General features: G+C 72.2%; 23 protein-coding genes. 11 read left to right on the top strand and 12 right to left on the bottom strand.

Annotated features, from left to right (window positions below):
- Positions 1-40 precede the first annotated feature (40 nt).
- The 3 genes from serC to ABZ860_RS27180 all read left to right on the top strand — a co-directional run bounded on the left by serC (position 41) and on the right by ABZ860_RS27180 (position 2,543).
- Positions 41-1,153, top strand: coding sequence for a phosphoserine transaminase (serC, locus tag ABZ860_RS27190; protein WP_357225226.1), 1,113 nt, complete (start codon positions 41-43; stop codon positions 1,151-1,153).
- Positions 1,154-1,302: 149 nt separating this feature from the next.
- Entirely contained in the window at positions 1,303-1,869 is a 567-nt protein-coding gene (locus tag ABZ860_RS27185; RefSeq protein WP_357225225.1) for an RNA polymerase sigma factor, read from the top strand.
- Positions 1,866-2,543 (top strand): hypothetical protein, encoded by a 678-nt coding sequence (locus ABZ860_RS27180; protein ID WP_357225222.1) that lies wholly within the window; start codon positions 1,866-1,868, stop codon positions 2,541-2,543. Before ABZ860_RS27185 ends, ABZ860_RS27180 begins: the two co-directional genes overlap by 4 nt.
- A gap of 12 nt (positions 2,544-2,555) precedes the next feature.
- Here the strand turns inward: ABZ860_RS27180 and ABZ860_RS27175 are convergent, their stop codons facing one another.
- Positions 2,556-3,173 carry a rhomboid family intramembrane serine protease gene (locus ABZ860_RS27175; RefSeq protein WP_357225220.1) on the bottom strand — a complete coding sequence of 206 codons (618 nt, stop codon included), beginning with the start codon at positions 3,171-3,173 and terminating at the stop codon, positions 2,556-2,558.
- A gap of 132 nt (positions 3,174-3,305) precedes the next feature.
- On the opposite strand from ABZ860_RS27175, the gene ABZ860_RS27170 reads away from it, so the two are divergent.
- On the top strand, positions 3,306-3,908 hold the full coding sequence (locus ABZ860_RS27170; RefSeq protein ID WP_357225218.1) for a TetR/AcrR family transcriptional regulator: 603 nt from the start codon (positions 3,306-3,308) through the stop codon (positions 3,906-3,908).
- Positions 3,905-4,813, top strand: coding sequence for an SDR family oxidoreductase (locus tag ABZ860_RS27165; RefSeq protein ID WP_357225215.1), 909 nt, complete (start codon positions 3,905-3,907; stop codon positions 4,811-4,813). The genes ABZ860_RS27170 and ABZ860_RS27165 overlap by 4 nt, the downstream gene beginning before the upstream one ends.
- Before the next feature lie 83 nt (positions 4,814-4,896).
- On the opposite strand, the gene ABZ860_RS27160 is transcribed toward ABZ860_RS27165, so the two are convergent.
- From ABZ860_RS27160 to ABZ860_RS27120, 9 genes are all read right to left on the bottom strand, one after another.
- Entirely contained in the window at positions 4,897-5,805 is a 909-nt protein-coding gene (locus ABZ860_RS27160; protein WP_357225213.1) for a hypothetical protein, read from the bottom strand.
- Between the two features lie 276 nt (positions 5,806-6,081).
- On the bottom strand, positions 6,082-6,879 hold the full coding sequence (locus ABZ860_RS27155; RefSeq protein WP_357225212.1) for a crotonase/enoyl-CoA hydratase family protein: 798 nt from the start codon (positions 6,877-6,879) through the stop codon (positions 6,082-6,084).
- A gap of 15 nt (positions 6,880-6,894) precedes the next feature.
- Entirely contained in the window at positions 6,895-7,674 is a 780-nt protein-coding gene (locus ABZ860_RS27150) for an SDR family NAD(P)-dependent oxidoreductase (RefSeq protein WP_357225210.1), read from the bottom strand.
- 33 nt (positions 7,675-7,707) lie between these two features.
- Positions 7,708-8,052, bottom strand: coding sequence for an STAS domain-containing protein (locus ABZ860_RS27145; protein WP_142565964.1), 345 nt, complete (start codon positions 8,050-8,052; stop codon positions 7,708-7,710).
- A gap of 40 nt (positions 8,053-8,092) precedes the next feature.
- Positions 8,093-8,845, bottom strand: a complete 753-nt coding sequence (locus ABZ860_RS27140; protein WP_357225209.1) for an ABC transporter ATP-binding protein — start codon at positions 8,843-8,845, stop codon at positions 8,093-8,095.
- The gene (gene cbiQ / locus ABZ860_RS27135) at positions 8,842-9,606 is read right to left on the bottom strand and encodes a cobalt ECF transporter T component CbiQ (protein WP_357225206.1); all 765 of its coding nucleotides are present in this window, start codon (positions 9,604-9,606) and stop codon (positions 8,842-8,844) included. Before cbiQ ends, ABZ860_RS27140 begins: the two co-directional genes overlap by 4 nt.
- Positions 9,607-9,713: 107 nt before the next feature.
- Positions 9,714-10,763, bottom strand: coding sequence for an energy-coupling factor ABC transporter permease (locus tag ABZ860_RS27130; protein ID WP_357225203.1), 1,050 nt, complete (start codon positions 10,761-10,763; stop codon positions 9,714-9,716).
- A gap of 76 nt (positions 10,764-10,839) precedes the next feature.
- Entirely contained in the window at positions 10,840-11,223 is a 384-nt protein-coding gene (locus ABZ860_RS27125; RefSeq protein WP_357225201.1) for a hypothetical protein, read from the bottom strand.
- Positions 11,147-12,712 carry a glycosyltransferase family 2 protein gene (locus ABZ860_RS27120; protein WP_357225198.1) on the bottom strand — a complete coding sequence of 522 codons (1,566 nt, stop codon included), beginning with the start codon at positions 12,710-12,712 and terminating at the stop codon, positions 11,147-11,149. Before ABZ860_RS27120 ends, ABZ860_RS27125 begins: the two co-directional genes overlap by 77 nt.
- 141 nt (positions 12,713-12,853) lie before the next feature.
- On the opposite strand from ABZ860_RS27120, the gene ABZ860_RS27115 reads away from it, so the two are divergent.
- The 5 genes from ABZ860_RS27115 to ABZ860_RS27095 all read left to right on the top strand — a co-directional run bounded on the left by ABZ860_RS27115 (position 12,854) and on the right by ABZ860_RS27095 (position 18,784).
- Positions 12,854-15,208 (top strand): GH1 family beta-glucosidase, encoded by a 2,355-nt coding sequence (locus ABZ860_RS27115; RefSeq protein WP_357225195.1) that lies wholly within the window; start codon positions 12,854-12,856, stop codon positions 15,206-15,208.
- Positions 15,209-15,277: 69 nt separating this feature from the next.
- Complete coding sequence (locus ABZ860_RS27110; protein WP_357225192.1) at positions 15,278-15,916, top strand: HD domain-containing protein; 639 nt, start codon at positions 15,278-15,280, stop codon at positions 15,914-15,916.
- 75 nt (positions 15,917-15,991) lie between these two features.
- Positions 15,992-16,213, top strand: a complete 222-nt coding sequence (locus ABZ860_RS27105) for an EF-hand domain-containing protein (protein ID WP_357225190.1) — start codon at positions 15,992-15,994, stop codon at positions 16,211-16,213.
- Positions 16,214-16,309: 96 nt separating this feature from the next.
- Complete coding sequence (locus ABZ860_RS27100) at positions 16,310-16,933, top strand: TetR family transcriptional regulator (protein WP_357225187.1); 624 nt, start codon at positions 16,310-16,312, stop codon at positions 16,931-16,933.
- A gap of 312 nt (positions 16,934-17,245) precedes the next feature.
- Entirely contained in the window at positions 17,246-18,784 is a 1,539-nt protein-coding gene (locus tag ABZ860_RS27095) for an FAD-dependent monooxygenase (RefSeq protein ID WP_357225185.1), read from the top strand.
- A 27-nt stretch (positions 18,785-18,811) separates the two neighbouring features.
- Here ABZ860_RS27095 and ABZ860_RS27090 read toward each other — a convergent pair whose 3' ends face one another.
- Positions 18,812-19,381 carry an isochorismatase family protein gene (locus ABZ860_RS27090; RefSeq protein ID WP_357225183.1) on the bottom strand — a complete coding sequence of 190 codons (570 nt, stop codon included), beginning with the start codon at positions 19,379-19,381 and terminating at the stop codon, positions 18,812-18,814.
- 90 nt (positions 19,382-19,471) lie between these two features.
- Here ABZ860_RS27090 and ABZ860_RS27085 point away from each other — a divergent pair, with 90 nt between their 5' ends.
- Positions 19,472-19,915 (top strand): MarR family transcriptional regulator, encoded by a 444-nt coding sequence (locus tag ABZ860_RS27085; RefSeq protein ID WP_357225180.1) that lies wholly within the window; start codon positions 19,472-19,474, stop codon positions 19,913-19,915.
- A 4-nt stretch (positions 19,916-19,919) separates the two neighbouring features.
- On the opposite strand, the gene ABZ860_RS27080 is transcribed toward ABZ860_RS27085, so the two are convergent.
- Complete coding sequence (locus ABZ860_RS27080) at positions 19,920-21,149, bottom strand: MFS transporter (protein WP_357225177.1); 1,230 nt, start codon at positions 21,147-21,149, stop codon at positions 19,920-19,922.
- Between the last annotated feature and the right edge of the window lie 2 nt (positions 21,150-21,151).

The following is a 21,151-nucleotide window of genomic DNA, read 5'->3' as shown; positions in this document are numbered from 1 at the left end:
CATGGTCTAGAGCATCCGCAGGTCTCACTACGCTTGAACCGTGGCTGACATCGTGATTCCCGCTGACATCAAGCCCGCCGACGGCCGCTTCGGCTGCGGGCCCTCGAAGGTACGCCCCGAGCAGCTCGCCGCTCTCGCCGACGCCGGGGCGAAGGTGATGGGCACCTCCCACCGGCAGAAGCCGGTGAAGAACCTCGTCGCCCGCGTCCGCGCCGGGCTCACCGACCTGTTCTCCCTCCCGGAGGGGTACGAGGTCGTGCTGGGCAACGGCGGCACCACGGCGTTCTGGGACATCGCGTCCTTCGGGCTGATCCGGGAGAAGTCGCAGCACCTGAACTTCGGGGAGTTCTCCTCGAAGTTCGCGACGGTCGCGAAGAAGGCCCCCTGGCTCGCCGACCCGTCGGTGATCAAGTCGGAGCCGGGCAGCCACCCGCTGCCGGTCGCCGAGGAGGGCGTGGACGTCTACGCGCTCACCCACAACGAGACCTCGACCGGCGTCGCGATGCCGATCAAGCGCGTCGTTGACGACGAGTCGCTGGTCCTGGTCGACGCCACCAGCGGCGCCGGCGGCCTGCCGGTCTCCGCCGACGAGTTCGACGTCTACTACTTCGCCCCGCAGAAGAGCTTCGCCTCCGACGGCGGCCTGTGGATCGCGCTGTTCTCGCCCAAGGCGCTGGCCCGGGTGACGGAGATCGCCGAGAGCGGCCGGTTCGTCCCCGAGTTCTTCAGCCTGCCGACCGCGATCGACAACTCGGTCAAGGACCAGACGTACAACACCCCGGCGGTCGCCACGCTGTTCCTGCTGGCCGACCAGATCGACTGGATGAACGCCCAGGGCGGCCTCGCCTGGACCACCGCCCGGTCGGCCGACTCCGCCTCGCGGCTGTACACCTGGGCCGACAAGACGTCGTACACCACGCCGTTCGTGGCCGACCCTGCGCAGCGCTCCAACGTCGTCGGGACCATCGACTTCGACGACGCCGTGGACGCCGCGGCGGTCGCGAAGGTGCTGCGGGCCAACGGCATCGTGGACACCGAGCCCTACCGCAAGCTCGGCCGCAACCAGCTGCGGATCGCGATGTTCCCGGCGGTCGACCCCGCCGACATCGAGGCGCTGACCTCCTGCGTCGACTACGTGGTCGAGCGTCTCTAGTGTTCTCACGGCGGCCGCCTCCCTGGCGGCCGCCGATCTCGCCGACGGTCTCCGGGCCGTCGGCTTTTTCGTTTTTCCGGTCCTGTAACGGTGTGCGGCCCTTCGTCCAAGCAGGGTTGTGTTTTGTCACACGACCGAGGGGAGCGCCGGTGCGCCGCAGACAGACGGGTCCGGCGGGCTTCGCCCGTGATCCCGACGCATTCGAAGCCTTCTACCGGCGGCACGTCGACGCCGTGACGCGGTTCCTGTCCAGGCGGGCGGACGATCCGCACACCGTCGCCGACCTCACGGCCGAGGTGTTCCTCGCCGTGCTGGATTCCGCGCACACCTACCGCCCGGACAGGGGCAGCGAGATCGCCTGGCTGTACGGCGTTGCGCGCAACACGGTGCTGGCACAGCGCCGCCGTACGGCGAGGGAGTTACGCGCCACCAGCAGGATCGCCGGCCGCCGCCTGCTCGACGCCGACGACATCGCCCGCCTGGAGGAACGCGTCGACGCCGAGTCGCCGGCCCGCCTGGCGCTGGAGGCGATGGCCGATCTGCCGGACGCCGACCGCGCGCTGCTGGAACTCGTGGCCGTGGACGGGCTCAGCCCCGCCGAGGCCGCCGCCGCGCTCGGCATCAGGCAGGGCACCGCCCGGGTGAGGCTGCACCGCGCCCGTCGGCAGGTCCAGCGCTTTCCCGGCGTCATGGAACTGATCGGAGGAACGAAGTGAACGACACTTTCGAGGACAGGCTGCTCGCGGAACTCAAGGCGGAGATCGCCGCACGTGAGGTCCGGGCGCACACACCGAGGCGCCGGAGCGTCCGGACCCGGGTCCTGGCCGGCGCCGGGATCGTCGCCGCCGCCGCGGCGGCCGTCGCCGTGCCGCTCGTGGCCGGGCAGCAGACCCCTGCGTACGCGCTGACGAAGAACCCGGACGGCTCGATCAACCTCAAGATCAACGAGTTCAGGGACCCGGACCAGGTCGAGCGCGACCTGGCGAAGATGGGCGTGCACGCCGACATCACCTATCTGCCGCTGGGCAAGAGGTGCGCCTACGGGCGCGCTCCCGTGGTGAAGGGCGACCGGACCTCCTTCGCCAAGAAGGACCTGGAGAGCAAGGACCCGGCCGTCCAGGCGCGCATCCGAAGGGCGACGGAGAATCTCGCGTCCAGTAAGGCCATCCGGCCGAAGAACGGCATCACCATCCACCCCGAGTTCATCGAGCCGGGGCAGATCGTGATGATCGAGGTCAACGAGAATCCGGTGGAGCCGGACCCCGGCCACCCGGGAGTCGCCTGGCAGTTCTCCGGCCGGCTGACCGAAGGGCCCGTGAAGCCCTGCCGGGTCGTCGACGACCCCTCGGCGTTCGACGTCGGGACCGCCACCCCGCCTCCCGGCTCCTGAGCCGTACGCGGGTCAGGCCCTGCGGCGGCGCAGCAGCCAGGCGGCGATCACGCCGCCGATGAGGCCGAACAGGTGGCCCTGCCAGGAGACGCCCGGCTGGGTGGGCAGGGCCCCCCACAGGATCGAGTAGTACAGCACGGCGACCACGACGCCGAGCACGATGTCGAGGGCCCGGCGGTCGAACAACCCCCGGGCCACCACATAACCGAAATATCCGAAGACGAGGCCGCTCGCGCCGATCGTCAGCGTGTCCGGCGGGCTGGTGAACCACACGCCCAGCCCGCTGACCAGGATGATGATCAGGCTCGCCCCCAGGAACCTGCCGATCCCCCTGATGGCGGCCACGAACCCCAGGATCAGCAGCGGCACGGAGTTCGCCATCAGATGGGCGAACCCGGCGTGCAGGAACGGCGCGAACAGGATCCCGGGCAGGCCGTCCGGCTCGTGGGCGACGATGCCCCACCTGTCGAGCCGTCCGTTCTCGATGTAGTCGACGATCTCGATCGCCCACATCACCGCGACGAGCACGATCATCAGGATCGCGCTGCCGAGGGCGCCGGTGAGCAGCGCGGACGTCCGCTCCCGCATCGACCGGCCCGGCCGGGGCAGCCCGGGCCCGGAATCACTCATGGTCTCACCGTACGCAGTCCCGCTCACGAACGAGCGGACTGCCCCGATCCGCCGGGATCATGCCTCGGGTTGCGGGGAGAGGCCGGGTGACTGTATTTATAAATGAACAGTCATTTATAAATGGGAGGACCGGTGGCCGGACGACCCCGCGGAGTGGACGATTCGGTGATCCTGCGAGCGACGGCCGAGGTGATCGGCCGGGTGGGTCCGGCCGGCCTGACCCTCGGCGCGGTCGCCGACGAGGTGGGGCTCGTGCCCGGCACTCTCGTGCAGCGCTTCGGGTCCAAGCACGGCCTGCTGGTGGCGCTCGCGAGGCAGTCTGCGCACGAGGCGCGGGCGCACCACGAGCGGCTGCGGCAGGGGCATCCCTCGCCGCTGGAGGCGCTGCTGGCGCTGGCCGAGGAGTCGATGACCCTCATGGACACCCCGGAGCGTTTCGCCAATCACCTGGCGTTCCTGTGCATGGACCTCACCGATCCGCAGTTGCACGAGCACGCCCTGGCCATCCACGAGGCGCAGCGACGGGCGATCCTGACCCTGCTCGACGAGGCGGTGGCCGAGGGCGAGTTGCGAACCGGCACCGACACCGCCGCGCTGGCCGAGTCGGTCCAGGCGCTGATCGCTGGCACCGGCCTGACGTGGGCCCTCGACCGGCGGGGCACGCTGCCGGAGCGGCTCAGGAGGGCTGTCACCGACCTGCTGGCGCCCCACACCCGCCGTGAGGAGAAGCGATGAACGACAGGCAGCCGCTCGCCGGGAAGGTCGCCCTGGTCGCCGGGGGCACGCGGGGCGGCGGACGCGGCGTCGCCGTCGAGCTCGGGGCCGCGGGCGCCACGGTCTACGTCTCCGGCCGCAGCAGCGCGGCCGGCCGCTCCGACCTGGACCGTCCTGAGACCGTCGAGGAGACCGCGGCGCGGGTCACCGCGGCCGGCGGCACCGGCATCGCCGTGCGCACCGACCACAGCGACCCCGAGGAGGTGCGCGCCCTGGTCGGCCGGATCGCCGCCGAGCAGGACGGGCGGCTAGACGTCCTGGTCAACTCGGTGTGGGGCGGCGACGCGCTGACCGACTGGGAGCACCCCCTGTGGGAGCAGGACCTCGACACCGGCCTGCGGCTGCTGCGCCGCGCGGTGGAGACCCACATCGTCACGAGCCGGTTCGCGCTGCCCCTGATGGTCGCCCGCCGGAGCGGCCTGGTCGTGGAGGTCACCGACGGCAACACCGCCCGCTATCGCGGCTCGTTCTTCTACGACATCGCCAAGTCCACGGTGATCCGCCTCGCCGTCGCCCAGGCGGCGGAGCTCAAGCCGTACGGCGTCGCGGCCGTCGCCGTCACGCCGGGTTTCCTGCGCTCGGAGGCCATGCTGGAGCACTTCGGCGTGACCGAGGCCAACTGGCGGGACGCGGTGGCTCAGGATCCCAACTTCGCCCACTCCGAGACCCCGGCGTACCTCGGGCGGGCCGTCGCCGCCCTGGCCGCCGACCCCGGGATCATGGCCAGGACCGGACGCGCCCTGGCCACCTGGGATCTGTACAAGGAGTACGGCTTCACCGACGCGGACGGCGCCCAGCCGGACTTCGCCGCCCACTGGGCGAACGCCTTGGAGGAGGAGTACGGCCCCCTCGGCGACCCGCTCTGACCCGGTTTCGCTCTCGCCCGTGGCGGGCGAGAGCGATTCCGTCGAGCGCCTCCTCGCCTGCGTCGAGCCGTCCTCCGGCGTCGTCAGCGCGACGGCGTGGGCGTCGGCCCGGCTGTCGAAGGGGCGGTCGGCGTGACGGTCGGCATGGCGGTCGAAGTGACGGACGGCGTGACGGTTGGAGGGGCAGACGGTGTGACGGTCGGCCCGGGCCCGGTCGTGACCTCGGGCACGCTGGTCACCAGCAGCTTGCCGGTCGTGACGACGTCGATGGCTCCGGTGGAAAGAGCGTGACAGCTGAGGATCACCGGACCGGAGGCGTTCAGCTTGGCGGTGGCCGGAAACGCGAGCGTCACCGTCGCGTTCGGTGCGCCACTGCCGTTCTGGTTCGCGCGGGCGGAGGTGGAGCCGACAGGCGTGCTGACCGAGCACTCGACGGAGAACGACACGGGATAGAGGTGACGGGCGACCACGCTGGCCTGGATGACGTAGTTCCCGGCGGGCAGGTTGGAGATCCTCGTCACCTCATACATCGTCCCGTCTGTCTGCTCGATCTCCCTGTTCTCGAGGTAGGTCTTCCCGTACGCGGCGCCCGGCTCGCCCTTGTCCCCCTTGGGGCCCTGCGGTCCGGTCGCGCCCTGAGGCCCCTGGGGGCCGGTGTCTCCCTTGGGCCCCTGCGGTCCGGTCGCGCCCTGCGGGCCCTGCGCGCCCTGTGGGCCCTCAGGGCCGACGACGTTCCAGGTGACCGTCCGTTCGCCGGTGCGGCACACCGCCCCGGGCGCCGTGGCGGTGGGAGTGGGCGCGGCGAGCCCAGCGGCTGCGGCCTGGCCCGACTCCAGCTCCCCAACCATGCGCATCACGCCGTCGGCTCCCACGCAGGCCACGATCGAGGTCGTCGCCGCCGTCGTGGCCACGGCGATTCCTCCACCGCCCACGAGCAGCCCCGCCACCGCCCCGGCCGCCAGCCAGGTCCCACGTCCTGTCCGCAGATTCATCTCTCTCCCCTTCGTGGTGATCTTCACGAGGGAAGGTAGGCGGACGAGCCGGAGTGCCGCGTCCACACAGCGACCGATGCACCGTCCGCCGTCCGGGTTAGGGCAGCGCCCAGCCGGACAGGACACTGTCCCGAGATTCCGTCCCCGGCCGGAACGGCCCCTGGGACACCGGTCCCGGAAACCGTCCCGACTCCTCACGGCGCGCCTACGACGGCCCCGGACATGACTCGGGGCGCCCCTGCGCGGAGCGCCCCGAGCGGCCTTACGAGACGAGGGTCACTCGCCCTTCCAGACGGGAGCGCGCTTCTCGGCGAAGGCCGCGGCGCCCTCCATCGCGTCCTTCGAGGTGAAGACCGGGCTCACGATCTCGCCCTGCCTGCGGAACATCTCGTCGAGCGGCCAGTCGGCCGACTCGACGACGACCCGCTTGGTCGCGGCGAGCGCCAGCGGGGCGTTCGCCGCGATCGTGCGGGCCAGTTCGAGCGCGCCGTTGAGCGCCTCGCCCGGGTACGTGATGCGGTTGACCAGCCCCAGCTCGTACAGCCGGGCGGCCGGGTAGTGATCGCCGGTCAGGGCGATCTCCATGGCGACGTGGTACGGGATCCGGCGGGGCAGCCGCATGATCCCGCCCGCGCCGGCGACCAGGCCGCGCTTGGGCTCCGGCAGGCCGAACTTGGCCTCCTCGGACGCCACGATGATGTCGCACGACAGCGCCAGCTCGAATCCGCCGGCCAGCGCGTACCCCTCGACCGCGGCGAGGATCGGCTTCTTCGGCGGCGCCTCGGTGATGCCCCCGAAGCCCCGGCCCTCGACCACCGGCATGTCCCCGGTGAGGAAGCCCTTCAGGTCCATGCCCGCGGAGAACGTGCCGCCGGCCCCGGTGAGGACGATCGCGGACACGTCGGGGCTTTCGTCCAGCTCGTCCAGTGCGGCCGCGATCCCGCGCGCCACCGCGCCGTTCACGGCGTTCCTGGCCCTGGGCCGGTTGATGGTGACGACGGCGACGCCGCCGTCGACGATCTCTACGAGTACCTCGTCCGGCTCAGCGGACGGCCCGGAGTTGACCTCGGACACCTGACCTCACTCGGCTTACTTGGGCTGGAAACGGATGCCGCCGTCGAAGCGGATGACCTCGCCGTTCATGTAGTCGTTCTCGATCAGCGCACGCACCAGGTGGCCGAACTCCGAGGCCTTGCCGAGGCGCTTGGGGAACGCCACCGGCCCGATGAGCTTGGCCTTGAACTCCTCGGCGTTCTTGTCGCCGATCTTCCCGTAGATGGGGGTGTCGATGATGCCCGGCGCGATGGTCAGCACGCGGACGCCGATGGCCGCGAGGTCGCGGGCCGCGGGCAGGGTCATGCCGATGATGCCGCCCTTGGACGCGGAGTACGCCACCTGGCCCGTCTGGCCCTCGATGCCGGCGACCGACGCGGTGTTGATGACGACGCCGCGGGCGCCGTCCTCGTCCACCGGCGCGGTCTCGGCCATGGCCGCCGCGCCGATGCGCATGAGGTTGAAGGTGCCGATCAGGTTGACGTCGATCACCTTGCGGTAGGACGCGAGGTCGTGCGGCGAGCCGTCCCGTCCGACCGTGCGCTGGGCCCAGCCGATGCCGGCGCTGCTGATCACGGCGCGCAACGGCTTGCCGGTGGCGACCGCCGCCTCCACCGCGGCCTGCACCGACGCCTCGTCGGACACGTCGGTGTGGGCGAACACGCCGCCGATCTCGTCGGCCAGCGCCTTGCCGCGCTCCGCGTTCAGGTCGGCCACGACCACGGTCGCGCCGACACGGGCCAGCTCGCGGGCCGTGGCCTCACCGAGGCCGCTGGCACCGCCCGAGATGATTGCTGCTGCTCCGTTCAGATCCATAGCCGGACCTTAACGCGCGAACCGAATGAAGTTCTACTCGGGGTGCTGCAAAATCGCGGTATCGACGTCGGGGTAGACCTTGATCCGCCTGTCCAGGCCGGTCGTGCGCAGGATGCGGGCCACCGGAGGCTGCGGTGAGGCGAGGCACACCCCGCCGCCCTCGCTCGTGGCGAGCCGCCAGGCCTCGATGAGCACGCTGAGCCCGCTCGAGTCCATGAACGACAGCTCGCCGAGGTCGAGCACGAGCGTCGGGCCGTCGTCGCGTATGGCGTCCCGTATCTCGTCACGCAGGAACGGAGCCGTGAACAGGTCGAGCTCCCCCTCCACGGCCACCACGACGGCATTGGAGAGCGATTGGCGCGCGAGCCGCAGCTTCATCGTCGGGACCTCCTCAGCTCCGGCCCACTTTACTTATCCATCACCCCGGCTGAGCAGGGACGGCGAAGCCGAAGGGAAGTTCGAGCCGGTGCGCGGCGAGCAACCCCTCGTCGGCGAGCAGCGCGTGCGTCGGCCCGTCGGCGGCGATCACGCCCTCGGACATGACGAGCGAACGCTCGCACAGTTCCAGCGCGTACGGCAGGTCGTGGGTGACCATGAGCACGGTCACGTCCAGACTCTTGAGGATCTCGGCCAGCTCGCGGCGGGACGCCGGGTCGAGGTTGGACGACGGCTCGTCGAGGACGAGGATCTCCGGCTCCATCGCCAGCACCGTGGCCACGGCCACCCGGCGGCGCTGGCCGAAGGACAGGTGGTGCGGCGGCCGGTCGATCGCGTCCAGCATGCCGACCCGCTCCAGCGCGTCGCGCACGCGACGGTCGAGTTCCGCGCCGCGCAGCCCGAGGTTGGCCGGGCCGAACGCGACGTCCTCCCGCACGGTCGGCATGAAGAGCTGGTCGTCCGGATCCTGGAACACCAGCCCGACCCGGCGGCGGATCTCCCGCAGGGTGTCCGCGCGCACGGGGAGCCCGGCCACCTCCACCGTCCCGTGCCCGGCCGTGAGGATGCCGTTGAGGTGCATGACGAGCGTGGTCTTGCCCGCGCCGTTCGGGCCGAGCAGGGCGACCCGCTCCCCCCGCTTGATCGTCAGGTCCACGCCGTACAACGCCTGCGTCCCGTCGGGATAGGCGTACGCGAGCCTGCTCACCGCGAGGGAGGGGCTGCCGGAGGTCATGTCGTGCTCCACGCCAGTAGGGCCGTCACCGCGGCGAGGCAAGGCAGCATGCCCGCCACCGCCCAGTCTCGCCCAGTCGCTGCTATATCCCTAATCGTCGGCATCTCGCCCGTGTAGCCGCGGCTCAGCATGGCGAGGTGCACCCGCTCCCCCCGCTCGTACGAGCGGATGAACAGGGCGCCCGCCGACTTCGCCAGCACGGGGGCCTGCCTGAGGTCCCTGGCGACGAATCCCCGCGACTCCCTGGCGATCCGCATGCGCCGCATCTGGTCGAGGATCACGTCCAGATAGCGCAGCATGAACGTCGCGATCTGCACGAGCAGCCGGGGCAGCCGCAGCCGTTCGGCGCCGAGCAGCATCATCCGGGGCTCGGTCGTGGCCGCCAGCAGGATCGAGGCGACCACTCCCAGTGTGGCCTTGGCCAGGATGTTCCAGGCCGCCCACAGACCGGGGGCGCTCAGCGACAGGCCGAGCACCTGGATCCGCTCGCCCGTGCCGATCAGCGGGATCGCCAGTGCGAACAGCACGAACGGCACCTCGATCGCCATGCGCCGCACGATCGCGCCCGCCGGCACCCGGGCGGCGGCCGCGACGGCGGCCAGCAGGAGCGCGTCGACGGCGAACGCCCAGAAACGCTCACGCGGCGTGGCGACCACGACCACCGCGAAGGCGACGACCGCCGCCAGCTTGCACTGGGGCGGCAGCCGGTGGACGGGCGTGTCGGCGGGCCGGTAGATCGGGTGATGGTGCCCGGCGCTCACTTCGCACTCACAGTGTCATCATCGCCGACCCGCCCTGCCCGCACGCGGGCAGGGCGCTCACGGCCTCACCGGCGCCGTGCTCGTCGAAATCGGCGGCCTCGGCGGAATCACTGGGCGCTCGCGGGCGTCATCGCGTCGGTCGCGCGCCGGCGCCTGCGGATGACGTAGAACACCCCGCCTCCGGCCACGACCGTCAGCGCGACGCCCGCCACCCCGGCCAGGCCGCCGGACAGGCGCTGGTTGTCCACGCCCTTGACGCTGTATCCGGCCAGCGGGCCGTTCTCCGCCGTGTGCGGCTTCTCCTGCGCGCTCAGGCCCTTGTCGGCCGCCACCTTCTCCAGCCCGTCGGGAGCGCTGGAGGCGTAGAACGAGACGACACCGGCCAGCAGCACGGCCACGAGCGCGCCGCCCACCAGGACCGGGCGCAGGCCGATGCCGGCCCGGGGAGCCTGCGGAGCCGCCGGCCCGACCTGGACATCCCCGTCGGCGGTGCGGAGCGTCAGCGCCCTGGTCATCCCGCGCGCGCCGTACACGAGGTCGGGACGCACGGCCAGCACGCTGCTTACGGTGAGCGCGGTGATGAAGCCCTCGCCGAGCCCGATGAGCAGGTGCACCCCGCCCATCGCGGCGGCCACCGAGCCCACCTCGATCGGGGCGGTGCCGCCGAGCCAGAACAGGGCCGTGAACGCGAGCGCCGCCGCCGGGACGGAGACCAGCGCCGCCACGAACGACGCGGCCACCAGCGCCGGCCGCCCGCGCGGCGCGCCCCGGGTGATCAACCGGAACACCGCCCAGCCGACGACCGAGGTCACGATCGCCATCAGCGTGATGTTGACGCCCAGCGCGGTCAGCCCGCCGTCGGCGAAGAAGAATCCCTGGACGAGCAGCACGACCGCGACGCACAACACGGCGGTGTAGGGCCCGACGAGTATCGCCGCCAGGGCCCCGCCGAGCAGGTGACCGCTGGTGCCGGCCGCGACGGGGAAGTTGAGCATCTGCGCCGCGAAGACGAACGCGGCCACCAGGCCCGCCATGGGGGCGGTCCGGTCGTCGAGCTCCCGCTTGGCGCCCCGCAGGCAGACGCCCACCCCGGCGGCCGCGAAGACCCCGGCGCCGACGGACACGGGGACGTCAAAGAACCCATCGGGCACGTGCACGGCTATAACCCCTTCGAAACGGGCGAATCTCCTTACCACTTTAGGGCACCGAGTTGTAGTTGCAAATAATTCGCAATTAGCTGCGACGCAGGGCCCTGGCCATCCGCCTGGCCACGGTCAGCGGGGTCGCCACCCGCACCGACACGCTGAGCCGCCGGTTGACGGCCGTGGCGTACGGCCGGACGGTCCACTGCACCACTCCCCAGCGCAGCGCGCCGCGCCACCATCGCAGGGGCCGGTCCAGCGCGTCCGCGCTGGCGACCTTGACGGGAAAGCGCACCGGAGGACCGCCGAGGCCGAGTTCGAGGTAGGCGTCCCACGTGCCGGGCCGCAGGCCGGCCGTCTCTGCCGCGAACTCTCGTGGCCCGACCGCCACCGCCCGCTCACGGTGTTCCCGCCCCGACGCCCGCTCGCGCCAGATCAGGTGCCGTACGGCCGCGGCGGCGGCCTCCTCGCCCATCAGCGCCCGGCCCTCGACCCGCAGCCGCCTGCCCCGCCACCACGCCCGCGTCAGCCGTACGACGGCGGGGACCCGGACGACGTGCCCCCCCGAGGTCGAGGCCGAGGTGGCCGTGGGACCGGCTGAGGAAGGGCACCGCGACGACCCCGCTCACCAGGTGGGCGGGCGGAACGCCGGCTCCGGGTTCGCGGCGGGAGCCGAGCCGGGCCAGCCTGCGCGCGCCCTCGCATTCGACGGCCACATGGACGTCCCACACTCCGGCCGGCAGCGCGGCCACGTCGAGCACGGCGGTGAAGGATCCGGCGCCGGCCTCGCCGGGCGTCACGAAGGGCACGCGCTCCTGACGCGACATGCGCTCGCGCAACACCAGGCCCACAGTGCCGGTCAGCGCAGGGCCGGTCAGCGCAGGGCCGGTCAACACCGTTCCGGCCGTCGCAGTGCCGTCCGATAGGCCGTCCGCGCCGGTGAGGGCCGCCCAGCCTCCGATCACCAGGCGGTCGCCTCGCCACTCGACGCCGGTCAGCCGATGCCGCAGCGGCGCCGCCTCGACGAGCGCGAGCCGTACGAGCCGGTCGGGGTCGTCGAGCGCGGCGACACGGGCGGCGTCCACCCCGTCGAGACCGGCGCGCACGCCCGGCGTCAGCCATTGACCGCAGATGTCGGCGACCTCGACGGCGATCTTCTCGCGCTCGGCCTCGCAGGCCGCCATGAACGGCGCCCCGAGCTGGGCCAGCACGTCGCGGCGCAGGTGCCGCAGGAGCAGGCGGTCGCGCAGCGCGCCGGGCGGCACATGCCGCGCCATGACCTCGATGGGTGTGCGGACCACGCGCAGCCAGCCGAGCGGGTCCCGCGCGGACGCCTCGCTCCCGCCCTCCGCGTGGTAGCAGTCCCCGTCCGCGACCACCGAGATCACCCGCGCGTGGCAGTAGGCGTGGACGGCGAAGGTCATGTCCTCGCCGCGCCGCTGCGTCTCGTCGAAGCGGATCGCGTGCCGGTCCAGGAAGTCCCGGCGGAAGAGCTTGAAGCAGGACAGATCGTCGTAGACGGCGGTTAACGAGGCCCTGTCGGCGCTCTCCCGCAGCCCCCGGCGGGCGCCGGCGACCTTCCCCACGACGACGTCGGCGCCGTTCCTGTCGGCCGCTGCGACCAGACGGGCCAGCGCGTCGGGGGCGAGGTGGTCCCCCGCGTCGCAGAAGAAGACGTATCTGCCCGCCGCTCGTTCCAGTCCGCGGTTGCGGGCGCCGCCGGGCGTGCCGGGCTGGGCGTCCCGGATCACGGTGATCAGCCGCGGGTGATGGGCGGCGTAGAGGCCGAGCAGCGCGTGGGTTCCGTCCCGCGACCCGCCGTCGACCACGATGATCTCCTTGGCGACCCGCTGCACGAGCAGCGAGGTGAGGCAACGGTCGAGCGACGCCCGGCGGTTGTACGCCGGGACGACGACGCTGACGTCGATCCCCCGATCGGCGCGTTGGTCACTCCCCGTATCCATCGCCCTTCATTATGTGCCGACGACCGGCCCCGACCCCGTCTGCGCCGCGCCGGGCGCGCCGGATGCCCTCGTCTTAGTGGCGCATGCCGCGCGCGACGCGGCAGACTGAGCGCTCACCGAGTCACCGGGGGTTTCGCGTCGATGCGCACCGCGTTGTTCCCAGAGGGTTTCGTCTGGGGAGTGTCCACGTCCGCGTTCCAGATCGAGGGCGCCACCGACCGCGACGGCCGGGGCCCCTCCATCTGGGACGCCTTCGCGGGCGGGGCGTACGGCGACCCGGCCTGCGACCACTACGCGCGCCACCCGGAGGACGTCCGGCTGATGCAGGACTTGGGCATCGCCGCCTACCGGTTCTCGGTCAGCTGGCCGCGCGTGCTGCCCGAGGGGCACGGCCGCGTCAACGACCGGGGGCTCGACTTCTACGACAAACTCGTGGACGAGTTGCTGGAGGCGGGCATCGCGCCGTACGCGACGCTGTACCACTGGGACCTGCCGCGGGCGCTGCAGGACGGCGGGGGGTGGACCTCGCGCGAGGTGGCCCGCCACTTCGCCGACTACGCCGGCGTCGTGTACGACAGGATCGGCGACCGCGTGGACACCTGGTTCACGTTCAACGAGCCGTGGGTCGCCGCCTTCCTCGGCCACGCCTCGGGGGTGCACGCCCCGGGCCTGCGGTCGGCGGCCGACGCCTTCGTCAGCGCCCACCACATGCTGCTCGCGCACGGGCTGGGCCTTGAGGCGCTGCGCGCGCGGGGCGCCGCGAAGGCCGGCGTCGTTCTGAACCTCTCCCCCGTCCTCACCCCCGCGCAGCTCGGGGACATGACCACCGGGATCCCCGAAGAGGACGCCGAGGCGGTGGCGAGGATCGACGCCCTGCACAACCGGCAGTTCCTCGAGCCGTTGCTGCGGGGCCGCTATCCCGCCGAGCTGCTGCCCCTGATCGAGAAGATCGCCGGGCTCGGCCACATCCGCGACGGCGACCTCGACGTCATCGGGCGGCCCATCGACCTGCTGGGGGTCAACTACTACACGCCGATCGCGGTGCAGGCCCAGCCCAGCGCCCCGGCCGACCCGGCCTTCCCGGGCAGCGAGGGCGTCCTGTTCTGCAGCGTGCCCTCGGCCGTCACCGCGATGGGCTGGCCCATCATGCCGAGCGGCCTGTCCCTGCTCCTGCGGCGCCTGTCCGAGGAGTATCCCGAGACCGAGCTGATGATCACCGAGAACGGCGCCGACTTCGAGGACGTCGTGACCGGCGACGGCATCCACGACGTCGACCGGATCAGCTTCGTCGAGGAGCACCTGCGGGCCCTGCGAACCTCGATCGACGAGGGCGCCCGGGTCCGCGGCTACCTGCTGTGGTCGCTGCTCGACTGCGTCGAATGGGCGGACGGCTACCGGCGCAAGTTCGGCATCGTCCACGTCGACTTCACCACGCAGCGGCGGCTGCCCAAGGACAGCGCGCTGTGGTATCGCGACGTCATCAAGCGCAACGGGCTCGGGGCTGAGCGGCCGAAGCGGCCCACTCTCGAGACCGTCGCCGCCCGCGCGGGCGTATCCCGGGCCACGGTCTCACGGGTCGTGAACGGGGAGGCGCGGGTCAGCCCCGATGTGCGCGCCGCCGTGCTGCGTGCCGTGCAGGAGCTTGGCTACGTGCCCAACGCCGCCGCCAGGAGCCTCGTCACCCAGCGGACCGACTCGGTCGCGCTCGTCCTGTCGGTCCCCAGGCACGGCGGCGAGGCGCTGACCTCCGCCGTCGTCCAGTACGTCACCAGCGTCCTGGAAGGAGCCGGCAAGCAGATCACCCTCATGCTCGCCGACACGGCCGAGAGCCATCGGCGCATCGTCCGGCACGTGGAGGCACGGCAGGTCGACGGGGTCGTGCTGGTCCCCCCGGACGGCCCTGACACGCTCACCGAACGGCTCGCCCGCACCGGGGTGCCGGTCGTGCTGCTCGGCAAGCCCGCGATCGCCTCCCTCGTGCCACACGTGGACGTGGACAACGCGGGCGGCGCGAGGGCGGCCACCCGGCATCTCCTCGACCGGGGTCGCCGCAGAATCGGCGTGATCTGCGGCCCCACGGACCTCGTCGCCGTACAGGACCGCCTCGCGGCGCACCTGGCCACGCTCCACGAGGACGGACTGCGGCCGATGATCGCGCTCGCCGGCCTGGACGGCGCGTCGGGCGCCGCCGCGGCCCGCGAGCTCCTGTCCGGCGGCCAGGACCCGGACGCCGTGTTCGCCACCTCGGACGAGCTGGCGATCGGCGCGATGGAAGCGGCGCGCGAGATGGGACTGCGGGTGCCGGACGACCTCGCGATCGTCGGCTTCGGCGACATCCACGCCGCCTCCTGCACGACGCCGGCGCTCACCACCGTCCGGGTGCCTGCCGCGGACCAGGCCCTCGCCCTGGCGCGGCTGCTCCTGTCCCGCCTCGACGGCCGCCACACCAGCCCCGTCGTCCTCCCCACGCGTCTGGTGGTCCGCGCGACGACGTGACCACGGTGGCGGGCCGGCGGCCGCGGGAACGCTCCGGTGTGGACCATCGGTCACACGAGGAGGAGTGTCATGAGCGAGAGCATCGCCGGAGTCACCGTGCCCGATTCGACGCTCGCCACCGAGGCGACCGAGCTGGTGCGGGAGGCGGCGCCCGCGCTGCTCTACCACCACTCGCGCCGGGTGTTCCTGTTCGGCTCGTTGCGGGGCCGGCGGCTCGGGCTGCGGGCCGATCCCGAGTTGCTCTACGTCGGGGCGATGTTCCACGACCTCGGGCTCACCGAGCGGTATCGGCGTACGGACCAGCGGTTCGAGATCGACGGCGCCGACGAGGCCCGCCGGTTCCTCGCCGCCCACGGCGTGCCCGAGGCCGACGTCCGGAGGGTGTGGGAGGGCATCGCCCTGCACACCACGCCGGAGATCCCCTACCGGCTGGAGCCCGAGGTGGCCCTGGTGACCGCCGGGGTCGAGGCCGACGTGCTCGGCATCGGGTACGCCGACCTGGCCCCCGAGGACGTCGCCGCGGTCGTCGCCGCCCATCCGCGGCCCGACTTCAAGCGGCAGATCCTGGCCGCGTTCACCGAGGGGTTCAGGGACCGTCCCGACACCACGTTCGGCACCGTCAACGCCGACGTGCTGGAGCACTTCGTGCCCGGATTCCGGCGCATCGACTTCGTCGAGGTGATTCAGGGCTCGGCCTGGCCCGAGTGACGGCCTGCCGTCGATCTTTCGCGCCGTACGGCATAGGTTGTCTGGTGTCGTCCCCCGGTGCGAAGGCAGGTCCCTGTGACTCACGAACTCAGCCACGAGCGGTTTGAGACCCTCAAGCGCGAATTCGAGGCGATCGACGACGACGGCGACGGCTTCATCACCGAGTCGGAGCTGCGGTCGCACTTTCCCGGCCTGCCGCCGGAGGCGATCGGCGCGCTCGACCGGGACGCCGACGTGGACGCCGACGGCCGGTTCTCCCTGGAGGAGTTCATCCGCCTGGCCGGCGCCCGCGACTGAAGCATTCCACGATCGCACAGGACAAAAAGTGCGGCTTCCGCAAATTTACGGCTCCCGCATCTTTGCGTCGCACGCAAGTAGTTGTATGGTGGTCCTGTGAGCAGGGAAGCCGAGCGGCCGGGGCTGCGCGAGCGCAAGAAGCAGGAGACGCGCATCGCGCTGAGCTGGGCGGCGATCCGGCTCGCCGTGGAGCGCGGGCTGGAGAACGTACGCGTGGAGGACATCGCCGCGGAGGCGCGCGTGGCTCCGCGGACCTTCAACAACTACTTCTCGAGCAAGGGCGAGGCGATCGCCGCCAGGCACCTCGACCGCGCCCGACTGATCGCACAGGAGCTGCGCCGCCGCCCGGCGTCGGAGCCCCTGTGGGAGGCCATCAAGACCGCCGTGCTCACCCAGCTCGCGATGGGTGAGGAATACGACGCCAGGCAGCCGGACCAGCAGTGGCAGACCGGCATCCAGCTCATGGTCAGCGAGCCCTCGCTGCAGGGCGAGATGCTCAAGGCCAACGCCATCGCCGAGGAGGAGCTGGCCGCGGCCATCGCCGAGCGGACCGGCACCGACGTCGCCCGCGACCTCTACCCGCGCCTGGTGGCGGGCGCGGCCGGGGCCGCGATCCGGGTGGCGATGGACCAGTGGTTGCGGGCCGACCCGCCGGTGCCCGTCAGACCGCTCATCGAGGACGCGCTCGACCGGCTCGCCGCCGGACTGCCCGAACCCTGACAGAAGGACGCCCCCGCGGGGGGGCGCCCGGCGACTCGTCGTGTGATTGCCGCGCACGCCGCTCGGCCTTTCACACCCTGACGCGGGTGCCGTAAGCACCCGGCGCCGTCCTTTTCGTTCGCATGCCGCGGACGCGACATGCCTTCCATGTCCACGCGCCGTGCTCTCCGTCCGCCATGCCGCGGACGTGCCATGCCTTCCCTGCGCCATGCCTGCCGTGCGCCATGCCTTGCATGCGCCATGCCTTCCCTGCGTCATGCCTTCCCTGTGCCATGCCCAGATTTTCCGTGTCCCGATTCAAGGAGGACCACCATGACCGTCGACGTCGTGATCGCCGGAGCCGGACCGAACGGGCTCATGCTCGCCTGCGAGCTGAGCCTGGCCGGAGTGCGGCCGACCGTGCTGGAACGCCTGCCCGGGCGCACGGAGGAGAACCGGGCCAACGGACTGGTCGGCCAGGTCGTACGCGCCCTCGACCGCCGCGGCCTGTACGAACGCCTGAGCGGCAGCGCGGAACCACCCCGGCCGAGCCCTGCCTTCGTGTTCGGCGCGCTGCGCCTCGACCTGAGCCGCCTCCACGACAATCCGATGTACGGCCTGCCGGTGCCTCAGCGCCGGATCGAGCAGGTGCTGGAGGAGCGCGCCCTCGAACTCGGCGTGGAGATCCGCCGGGGACACGAGCTGACCGGGCTCTCCCAGGACGAGGACGGCGTCACCGCGGAGATCGCCGGACCCGAGGGGCCCTATAGCCTGCGCACCCGCTACCTCGTCGGCGCGGACGGCGGGCACAGCGTCACCCGCAAGGTGTGCGGCATCGGCTTTCCGGGGGTGACCAGGAGCGACTCGATCTCCCGGGGCGCGCACGTCAGCATGCCCGCCGAGCTGATCGACCCGGTGACCGGCGGGCTGAACGTGCCCGGCTACGGGCCGATCCCCCCGTTCATGCACCACCGCACCGACCACGGCCTGTTCGTCTACGCGCCGTTCCCCACCGGGACGCTCATCAACACGACAGAGTGGAACCCGGTCGGCGACGACGAGCCGATGAGCCTCGACGAGCTGAGGGAGAGCGTGCGCCGCGTGCTCGGCGTCGACCTGCCGTTCGGCCCGCCCACGGGCCCTGGCCCGCACCAGCTGCGCCGCCTGAGCGGCGGCAACACCCGCCTGGCCGAGCGGTTCAGGGACGGCCGGGTGCTGCTGCTGGGCGACGCCGCGCACGTCCACAGCGCTATCGGCGGCCCCGGCCTCAACCTGGGCCTGCAGGACGCGGTCAACCTCGGCTGGAAGCTGGCCGCCGAGATCCACGGCTGGGCCCCGCCCGGCCTGCTCGACACGTACGAGACCGAGCGGCGCCCGGCCGCCGAACGCGTGGTCATGCACACGCAGGCGCAGGCGGCGCTCATCGCCCCCGGGCCCGAGGTCACCGCGCTGCGCGTGCTGTTCACCGAGTTGTTGCGCGACGAGCGGACCACCAAGCACATCGCGGACATGATGTCCGGCGCCGACATCAGGTATGACCTCGAAGGAACCCACCCCCTGACCGGGCGGCCGGCCCCCGACCTCGTGCTGGAGACGGAGACCGGCTCCGTACGGCTGGCCGAGCTGACCAGGACCGCCCGGCCGCTGCTCATCGACCTGACGCCGGACGCCGCACTCGCCGAAGCCCTCGACGGCCGGCGCGACCGCGTGGACCTCGTCACCGCGAAGACGAGCCAGGACGGCCTGCCCACCGCGCTGCTGCTGCGTCCCGACTGCTACGTGGCCTGGGCGTCGGACTCCCCGCGGCCCGACGCGAAGGAGCACGACACCCTGCGTACGGCGCTGACCTCCGCCTTCGGCCCGGCCCGCTGAGTCTTTCCGCGCTCCGCGCCGGGCGGATCAGGCGAAGGCGGCGAGGATGGCCTCGGTCGTGCCGACCTGCGCGATCCGCGGCAGGATCACCCCCAGAGAGTTCTCGTGGGCCGAGGCGACCAGGTCGGTGACGGCGTCGGAGGCCACCGCGATCTCGTAGCCCCGCTCCCGGGCGCCGCGCGCGGTGGACTCGACGCCGATGCTGGTGGAGATCCCCGCAAGCACGATCCCTGTGATCTTCCGGCGGCGCAGCTGCAGGTCGAGTTCGGTGCCGTGGAAGGCGTCCCAGCCGCGCTTGGTGATGGGAACGTCGGTCGGCCCGTCCGGCACGCGCTCGTCGTACTCGGCGAAGTCCGGCGCGGGGGCGATCGCGGGCCCGGGCGCGTCCGTCCGGGCCCGCAGCACGTCACCGCCGTCGGGGGAGAACGCCACCCGCACCCGCACGACCGGAAGACCCCGCTCGCGGGCGGCTCCCGCGAGCCGGGCGGCGTTGGCGACGACCTCGGCCGCCGGATGCGCGGTGGGCAGGGCGGTGATCCCCTTCTGTAGGTCGATCAGGACGACGGCCGTACGGTCGTCGAGCAGCGTGACGGGCATGGTGAGCTCCTCGAGAGATAGACAGCCGAACTGTACAGCCTTGCTGCATAGATTGCCAGCAATGCTGTATATCTCGGCTACGCTGAGCCCATGAGGGACGCGTCCGAGGTCGCCGCCGAGCTGCGGCTCGTGGTCGGGCAACTGGTCAGGCGGGTGCGCGAGGACGACCCGATGCCTCCGGGGATCATCGCGGTGATCGGCCTGCTCGGCCGGCAGGGCCCGATGACCACCAGCGAACTGGCCGCCGCCCGGCGGGTGCGCCCGCAGTCGATGGCCCGCACCGTCGGTCAGCTGATCGAGCAGGGGCTCGCCGAGCGCGGCACCCATCCCGTCGACGGCCGCAAGGCCCCCGTCTCGCTGACCGCCGCCGGGCTCGACGCCCTGGAACAGGTGCGCGCCCGGCGGGCCGACTGGCTCGCCGAGGCCATCGAGGACACGCTGTCCCCCGCCGAGCGGGAGATGCTGGCGAGCACGGTGGACCTGGTTCGCCGCCTGGTCGACTGGGAGCCGTCCGGGCCGGGCCCCAGGACGTGAACCGTCAGCCGGTGGCGCCGGACAGCTCCGGGTTCTGCTGACGGATGGGCGTGAAGAACGCGGCGACCGCGATCAGCAGGCAGGCCGCCCCGGCCAGCAGGCAGACCACCTCGACCCCGTGGCGCTGCGCGCCCCAGGTCAGCACGGCCGCCCCCGCCGGGCCCAGCGAGAAGTGGATCGTCCAGAAGGCCGAGGTGACCCTGCCCAGCAGATGGTCGGGGGTGACCTGCTGGCGCAGCGACATGGAGCAGATCCCGGCCACGCTGACGCAGGCGAGATAGGCGGCGGCCGTCGCCGCGGCGACCGGGACGCCGGCGGACACGCCGAGCCCCATGACGGCGAGCCCGGCGACCGCGATCGCCCCGATCCAGGACGCGCCGAACCCCAGCCGGCGGCGTACCGGACCGACGAGGAGCGAGCCCGCGACGGTGCCCAGCGCGGCGACCGCGAGCACCACCCCCACGGCGCCGTCTGACTGGCCGAGGTCGTGCTTGAGGTGGTAGATCAGCACGTCGGTCAGCCCGAGGGTCAGGAAGATGAAGAACGACAGCAGGACGGTCAGGGCACGCAGCACCGGCTGCCGCCACAGGAAGCGGGCTCCGGCGAGCAACGAACGCCAGGACCCCCGCTCCTCCTCGGGCGAGGACACCGGCTGCCGCCTGAGCCGGATCAGCAGGACGCCCAGCGCCGAGACTCCGAAGCTGGCCGCGTTGATCGCGATCGCGGCCGTGGGCCCGAACCAGCCCGCCACCACCCCGGCCAGCAGCGGCCCGCCGACCCCCGCCGCGGCGGCGGTGGCCCCCAGCCGCCCGTTGGCCTCGGTGATCCGGTCCGCGTCGACCAGGCCCCGCACCGCCGTGACGTACGCGACCTGGAAGACCATGCCGATCGCCTCGCTGAGCGGCAGGACCACGTAGAGCAGCCAGACCTTCGGCCCGAAGGCCCAGGCGACCGGGACGACGCCGTACAGGGCCATCCTCGCCACATCGCACCAGATCAGCAGGCGCCTGCGGTCGAGCCGGTCGACCAGGACCCCGGCGAAGACCCCCGCCGCCACCGACGCGGCGCTCGCCAGGCCGGTCAGCAGGCCCATCTGCGCGACCGATCCGGTCACGTGCAGCACGAGCAGGGGTACGGCGATGAGGGCGAAGGAGTCCCCCGCGACCGACAGCGTCTGGGACGCCCAGAACACGGTGAAATCCCGGTTACGCCACAGTCCTGATCCTTCTGCCACCC

Origin of the sequence: Microbispora sp. NPDC046973, from assembly GCF_040644495.1 — a bacterium.
GTDB lineage: Bacteria > Actinomycetota > Actinomycetes > Streptosporangiales > Streptosporangiaceae > Microbispora.
The sequence above is the reverse complement of the archived record's forward strand: the minus strand, read 5'-3'. Positions and strand labels throughout refer to the sequence as shown.